Below are 6,566 nucleotides of genomic sequence, written 5' to 3'. Positions count from 1 at the left end.
CAGCGCCTGGGCGCCCCCCCTCTTCCCGCTCTTTATCCCCGGAAAAAGAGCTGGAGAATCACGCCGTAGAGCACGGAGGCGCTGATGCCGTAGGCCAGCACCGGCCCGGCGATCACAAACATCTTGGCGCCCACGCCCATGACCAGCCCCTCGCACTTGAATTCCAGCGCCGGGGAGACCACCGCGTTGGCAAATCCGGTGATGGGTACCAGCGTGCCCGCCCCTGCGTGCTTGGCCAGCTTGTCGAACAGACCGAGACCGGTAAAAAGGGCCGCCAGGAAGATGATGGTCACCGACACGGCGGTGCCTGCGGCGTTCTCGTTCAGCCCGCACCCGCGGAACAGATTCAGCAGGGCCTGCCCGCCGGTGCAGATCAGCCCGCCCGTCACAAAGGCCCACAGCAGGTTTTTCCACAGGGGCGAGGGCTTGGCCTTCTGGCTGACGTAGCGGCCATACTCTTGATTGGTCATATCCATGCGTCCGCAGCCTCCTTTTGTCCTTTGTAAGGTTTCCCTTGACAGCGAAGTTTATGCGTGCTATCTTATTTTAGTCATTTACTAAATTACTAATTTACTAATTGGAGGCCGACCATATGCACATCCCCACCACCCTCAAGCACAAGCCCGTCCTGGTGGCCGAGGACTACGGCCGCATCGACGGCCGCACCGCCTATGGCTCCGACGCCCAAGGCCTCTCCCTGGGCCTGGCCCAGTGGAACGACCGGGGCAAGGTGGACATCTCCGCCAAGGTGTGGCGGCACACCGGGGAGAAGTGGTCCCGCCAGTCGGAGGAGCTGCCCCTCCACCGGGTGCTGGATCTGGCGATTCTGGCCTGCCGGGCCCAGCTCTATTTCCAGGAGGAGGCCTACCGCTTCCCCAGGGGCTACGACCCGGAGCATCCCCAGGTAGACCGCATCGGCCTGCAGGGGGACGCCATGACGGTGGAGGTATGCACCTCCAGCGACCACATCGACGAGGATCTCCGTCTGTTCCAGGACGCCCTGGCCCGGGACGGCGAGCTGCTCGGGGAGCGCATGCGGGTGCTGGCCCGGCTCCTGGGGGAGTTGGGCTGCCGGGGCTGAGCGCGGAACAAGCGCGGGCCCCCGGTCTCTTTGAGACCGGGGGCCCGTGTTGTTTATCCGTCCCTCACAGCATGGCGTAGAGCAGCTTTGCCACCTCGCCGCGGGTGAGCAGATCGTTGGGGCGGATGCGGTTGTCGTTGCCGGTGATCACACCCTGCCCCACCAGGCTCCTGAGGTAGCCGGCCGCCCAGTCGGGCACCTGCCCCGCGTCGGAGAAGGTGAGCTCCGGCTCGGCGTAGCCCTTGGCCTGGGTGCGGCCCAGAATGGTCATGGCCTCGGCCCGGCTGATGGTGGCCAGGGCGTTGACGGTGAGGCCGCTCTCGTTGGCCCCGCCCTTCAGGATGCCCAGGCTATACATGGCCTTGACCTCGTTCAGCGCCCAGTCCGGAATGGAGGCGGCATCCACGAAGGGCAGCTCCACATTGGCGTACTGGGTGAGATCCAGGTCCATCCACCGGGCCACCATAGCGAAGAACTCCGCGCGGGTGATGTTCTTTTCCGGCTGATAGACAGGGGCCTCCACGCCGGTGCCCTTGGACACGCCGGTGTCATAGAGGTAGGTGGCGTAGGGCTCGGCCCAGTGACCCGCCATATCCCCAAAGGGGGAGGTACGTGTCCCGGCGGGCTTGACATCCGCGGAGGCGCGGGCCAGGTTGCCGCTGGCGTCGCAGGCGGTGACGCTCACCCGATGATAGCCGCTGTCGGCGGCGGGCAGCGTAGCGGTCAGGGTTCCGGATGCCTCGTTCCAGGTAAAGTTCAGAGCCGCCCCGTCATAGGTCAGGCTCATATTGGCCTGGGGAATCGTGCGGTCCACGTTGTCTGACACGGCGGCGGTGAGCTGAGTGCCGCTGACGGACAGGCGGACGGTGGGGGCAATGGTGTCGCTGACATTCTCATTGGAGGTGGTGAACTGGTCCAGCCAGATGGTCCCGGCCGGGCCGCCCGCGCCGCCGCCATAGATCACGTCCAGGCTGGTGAGGGTGGCCGCGCCCTCGGGCAGCTCGGCGCTGATGTACTTCCAGCCGGTGAAGTCCAGGGCGGTCAGCAGGAACTGCCGGCTCTGGAGGCTGGCGTCCGCCGCCGTGGCCATCAGGGTATTGCCCGAGCCGTCGCCGTACACCCACACGCCCAGCCAGCTCTCTCCGGCAGGGATGGGCAGCGCGCTGTTCAGGCTCGCCGTTCCGCCTGTGGAGGCGTCATAGGTCATCCTCAGGCTCTGGCGGCCGTTGTGGACGTAGTCCAGGCCGGTCTCGGCCCCGTAGGAGGCCGTGCTGGTGGCACCGAAGGAGGCCAGGTCGCCCTCACAGTCCTCCAGCGTCTTGACGTGGCCCGCGATACTCACTGGCACGGTGAGGGTCTTGCCCCCGGCGGAGACGGTGAGGTTACCGCTGGCGCTCTTTGTCCCGGCGGTAAAGACGCCGTTTGCGTCCACCGTGCCCACCTCTGGGTCCGCTGACCAGGTGAAGCAGGTATCCTGGGCGGTGAGGGCCAGCTTGCGGTAAGAGGCGGAGGCCTTCAGATCCACCTGGCCGCCGGGGTCCAGGTTCAGGCTGGCGACCGCCGCGCCGGTGGCTTCATTGGTCAGGGTGATCTCGTCCGGGGTGCGGACGGTGGTGATGTAGCCGGTGCCGGAGGCGGAGCCGTCGGTGGCGGTGACCTGGGCAAAGCCGCTCTCCGCCCCGGCGGTAAAGAGGCCGGTCTCGTCCACAGTGCCGCCGCCGCTGGACACCGACCAGCTCACGCCGCCGCCGCTGGTGGGGAAGTAGCTGGTATCCAGCCCGGTGGCGGAGAGCTGCACCGTGGCCCCGGAGATCAGGATGCTGTCGGAAGGCGTCACGTAGTAGGAGGCCAGCTCGCCGGTGGGCTGGAGCCCGGTGGTGAGGAAGATGGCGGTGCTGTTCTTCCGCTGGCTGCCGTCGGAGGGCTTGTTGACCACCTGCATGCCCTCCTGGTCGGGGTAGGTGACGCCAATGGTGGTGGAGCCGCCGCCGTCCATGCAGATGGCCTCCACGCATCCCAGCTCAATGAGGCGCTGGGCCACCTGGCCCTGGGTGGCGCCCACGCTGTAGCCGGGCTGCTTTCCATCCATGGCGTAGAAGATCACAGTGCCGTCAGCCTTGATGCCGATGGCGGGCCAGGCGGTGCGGGAGGCGTCCAGTCCGGAGTCCACCTGCCCGTTGGTGACCAGCTTGGATACGCCGCCCAGGGCCTGGACCGCCTGGCTCCAGCGCTGATCGCTGCTGGACACGGTAAGGGTGACGGTATCCCCCGGCTGAAGGGCCCGCAGGCGGGCCAGGGCCTCCTCGCTCTCCTTGGCGTTCAGGGTGAGCACGGCTTTGCCCTCGGGAATGGGGATACTTCCGGTGGACTCCAGCACCTGCTCCACCACATACTGGGTCTGCCGGCCGATGGTAGGCTTAACAGCGTAGGTGCCGGTGCCGTCATCCACCGGGGACAGAATCACATCTACCCCCGGCTCGGTGTTCTGGGTGGTAGTGGCGAAGTCGTCGGTCAGCAGGGTCAGGCCGCCCACAGCGGCACTGTCCGTCAGCTTTCGTACCTTATTGATGCCGCCGCCCAGCTTTACGGCCTGCCCTCCGAAGGACACGGAGACAGACAGCCCGTTGCGGGCGATGAAAGCGGTGCCGTCGGCGTTGAAGCCGATGGCCCAGGTGTCGTTGTAGTAGCCTGTGGCCCGCACAATCCCGTCGGTCACCACCAGTCCGGTGGGCGCGCCGGTGGAGAGCACATACCAGTCGCCGTTCAGGCCGGACACCACCCGTTTGCCCTGGCTCTCCAGGGTCTGGGCCATGCCGGACAGGGTCACCCGGTCGGTAACCTTGGAGCCGTAGGCCACTGTGGGCACTACGCTGGCGTTGGGGGAATACTCCACATAGTACTCGGTGCGCAGGTCGGAATAGGTATCGCTCCAGAACACGTTCTTTCCCAAGCTGGCCCCCTGGGAGAGGGGCGCCCGCCCGGTATGTACGTCCCAGCCCATGGCCTGGGACGCCGAGGCCGCGGTGACAGTCAGGGCCAGCGCCAGACCCAGGGCCGCCCCCCGCCGGATCCATTGTTTCATACTTGTCCTCCTAATATCGTCTGTGAAACGGGTCATACAAAAATTATGTTAACACAAAAGCCCCCGCTTGTAAACAAGCGGGGGCCAGGATTTGTCAATCCAATTCTTACAATTTTCTTCCACGGGCGGCGGGCGGTCTTAAAATCCCGCCCTTACCCCTCCTCCGGCCTTCCCTGCTTCAGCCGGGGCAGCGTCTTTTCCAGGGTGGCCTCCTCCTGAATGGACAGCAGCTCCCCAATGAGCTGGTTGGACACCAGGAAGCCCTTGGCCGTCAGATTCCAGCGGCGGTCGTGCCGCTCCGCCCAGCCCTGGCGCTCGTACTCCTCCAGCTTCTGCTCGATGGGATCGAAGTTCATGAAGAACTCCCGGCGGTACTCCCACTCCTCGATGCCCCGGGTGGTGCGCAGGCGGAGCATCAAATATTCGCCGCCCCGCTCCCGCTGGGGGATCAGGTCGGACTCGTCGATGACGGTGCCCCCCTCCAGCACGGCGGCAATATAGCCCTCCAGATCCCGGGTAAAAGAGTAGCGCCGCCCGCCGAAGTCGGAGTGGGCCCCCGGCCCGAAGCCGATGTAGGGCCGGCCCATCCAGTATTTCAGGTTGTGCCGGGACTGGAAGCCCGCCCGGGCGAAGTTAGAGATCTCATACTGGCGGTAGCCCGCCGCCGCCAGCCGCTCCACCGTCCAAAGATACATATCCGCCTGCTGGTCGTCGTCGGGCAGCTTCTCCCCCCGCACCACCCGGTCGTCCAGGGGAGTGCCCGGCTCCACCTTGAGGCCGTAGCAGCTCAGGTGCTCCGGCTCCAGCTCCAGCACCTGCTCCACGGTGTCCCGCCACCCCGCCATATCCTGGTTGGGCAGGCCGTAGATCAGATCCAGGCTGATGTTTTTGATCTTGGCCTCTCGGGCTGCGGCCACCGCCCTCTGGGCCTGCTGGAAGGTATGGGGGCGGTGCAGGCAGTTCAGCTCACAGTCGTGGGCGGACTGGACGCCTAGGGAGATGCGGTTTACCCCCGCCCGCCGGAGGGTCTGAAACACCTTCTTATCCACACTGTCCGGGTTGCACTCCACGGTAATCTCCGCGTCCTTGGCCAGATCGAAGCGCTTGGCCACGTTTTTGAGCACCTCCCGCAGCCGCTTCTCCCCGTAAAAGCTGGGGGTGCCGCCGCCGAAGTAGACGGTGTCCACCTGCCAGCCCCGGGTGAGGGGCGCGGTCTCCTTCATATGGGCGAGCAGCGCCTTTTGGTAGTCGTCCATCCGGCCCTCCTTCCCCGCCAGGGAGTAGAAGTCGCAGTAGTCGCACTTGCTGCGGCAGAAGGGGATATGGACATAAAGGCCCAGTTTTTCCGCCATTGGAGGCACCTCGTTTCCGTTGCTTGGATTCTAATTGATTATTATACTACAAAATCCGCCGTTTGAAAAGCCGCCGCGCCCGTGCTATACTGGGAAAAAACGCAAGGAGGGCACAAACATGGTCCAGCAGTCCCCCCGCCGCCTGGAGCTGACCGTGACGGCGGACCAGGCGGGGGAAAAAATCGACACCCTGCTGCGGCGGGAGCTCCGCCTGTCGGGGACGGTGATCCGCCGCGTCAAGTGGCTGGACGACGGCATCCTGCTGGACGGGATGCGGGTCACCACCGCCTGCCGCCCGGCGGCGGGGCAGGTGCTCTCCGTCCGGGTAGCCGATCCCGACGGCCAGGGGGACATGGTGCCCACCCCCGGCCCCCTGGATATCGTGTACGAGGACGGGGATCTGCTGGTGCTCAACAAGGCCCCCGGCGTGCTGATCCACCCCGGCCCCGGCCACTACAGCGATACGCTCTGTAATTATATCGCCTGGTATTACAAAAAAGCGGGGATTGCCGCCGACGTCCACCCCGTCCAGCGGCTGGACAAGGGCACCTCCGGCCTGCTGGTGGTGGCCAAGCACCCCCACGCCCAGGAGCAGCTCAAGGGCCAGCTCCACACCCCCGCCTTCCGGCGGATCTACCTGGCGGTGTGCGAGGGAATCCCCCGGCCGGCGGAGGGGCGCATCGACGCCCCCATCGGCCGCGTCCCCGGCTCCCTCATGGCCCGCCGGGTGGACCCTGCGGGCCAGCCCGCCTCCACCCGCTACCGGGTGCTCCGCACCAGGCAGGGCCGCGCCCTGGTGGAGCTGGAGCTGGACACCGGCCGCACCCACCAGATCCGGGTGCACATGGCCCACACCGGCCACCCCCTCACCGGCGACTTCCTCTACGGCACGGAGGATCACAGCCTCATCTCCCGTCCCGCCCTCCACTCCGCCCGGCTCTCCCTCCGCCACCCCGTCACCGGGGAACCCATGGCCTGGGAGCAGCCTCTGCCGGAGGACATGGCCCGGCTGGTATGAACGGGGGGGGGGGGGGGGGGGGGGGGGGGGCGG

Annotated in this window: 5 protein-coding genes; 2 read left to right on the top strand and 3 right to left on the bottom strand. The window is 66.3% G+C overall.

What is annotated here, in order from left to right; translation table 11 throughout:
* Nucleotides 1-32 precede the first annotated feature (32 nt).
* Entirely contained in the window at nt 33-476 is a 444-nt protein-coding gene (spoVAC, locus tag ACESY8_RS18725) for a stage V sporulation protein AC (protein ID WP_007489433.1), read from the bottom strand.
* Nucleotides 477-592: 116 nt separating this feature from the next.
* On the opposite strand from spoVAC, the gene ACESY8_RS18720 reads away from it, so the two are divergent.
* Complete coding sequence (locus tag ACESY8_RS18720; RefSeq protein ID WP_007489434.1) at nt 593-1,081, top strand: DUF6530 family protein; 489 nt, start codon at nt 593-595, stop codon at nt 1,079-1,081.
* Between the two features lie 64 nt (nt 1,082-1,145).
* Here the strand turns inward: ACESY8_RS18720 and ACESY8_RS18715 are convergent, their stop codons facing one another.
* Complete coding sequence (locus ACESY8_RS18715; RefSeq protein ID WP_054339309.1) at nt 1,146-4,163, bottom strand: phosphodiester glycosidase family protein; 3,018 nt, start codon at nt 4,161-4,163, stop codon at nt 1,146-1,148.
* Nucleotides 4,164-4,315: 152 nt separating this feature from the next.
* Nucleotides 4,316-5,515 (bottom strand): radical SAM family heme chaperone HemW, encoded by a 1,200-nt coding sequence (gene hemW, locus ACESY8_RS18710; protein WP_288643850.1) that lies wholly within the window; start codon nt 5,513-5,515, stop codon nt 4,316-4,318.
* A gap of 118 nt (nt 5,516-5,633) precedes the next feature.
* Between hemW and ACESY8_RS18705 the strand changes: the two genes are divergently transcribed.
* Nucleotides 5,634-6,533: an RluA family pseudouridine synthase gene (locus ACESY8_RS18705; RefSeq protein WP_434307744.1), complete on the top strand. Its 900-nt coding sequence runs from the start codon at nt 5,634-5,636 to the stop codon at nt 6,531-6,533.
* The last annotated feature ends 33 nt before the right edge of the window (nt 6,534-6,566 follow it).

The organism is Clostridium sp. ATCC BAA-442, from assembly GCF_964239415.1.
Classification (GTDB): domain Bacteria; phylum Bacillota; class Clostridia; order Oscillospirales; family Oscillospiraceae; genus Flavonifractor; species Flavonifractor plautii.
Note: the sequence above shows the minus strand (reverse complement) of the source record. Positions and strands in the feature narration are given on the sequence as shown.

Coding starts and splice junctions, on each gene's coding strand:
- ACESY8_RS18720 (WP_007489434.1), top strand. CDS start 593: ATGCACATCCCCACCACCCTCAAGCACAAGCCCGTCCTGGTGGCCGAG.
- spoVAC (WP_007489433.1), bottom strand. CDS start 476: ATGGATATGACCAATCAAGAGTATGGCCGCTACGTCAGCCAGAAGGCC.
- hemW (WP_288643850.1), bottom strand. CDS start 5,515: ATGGCGGAAAAACTGGGCCTTTATGTCCATATCCCCTTCTGCCGCAGC.
- ACESY8_RS18715 (WP_054339309.1), bottom strand. CDS start 4,163: ATGAAACAATGGATCCGGCGGGGGGCGGCCCTGGGTCTGGCGCTGGCC.
- ACESY8_RS18705 (WP_434307744.1), top strand. CDS start 5,634: ATGGTCCAGCAGTCCCCCCGCCGCCTGGAGCTGACCGTGACGGCGGAC.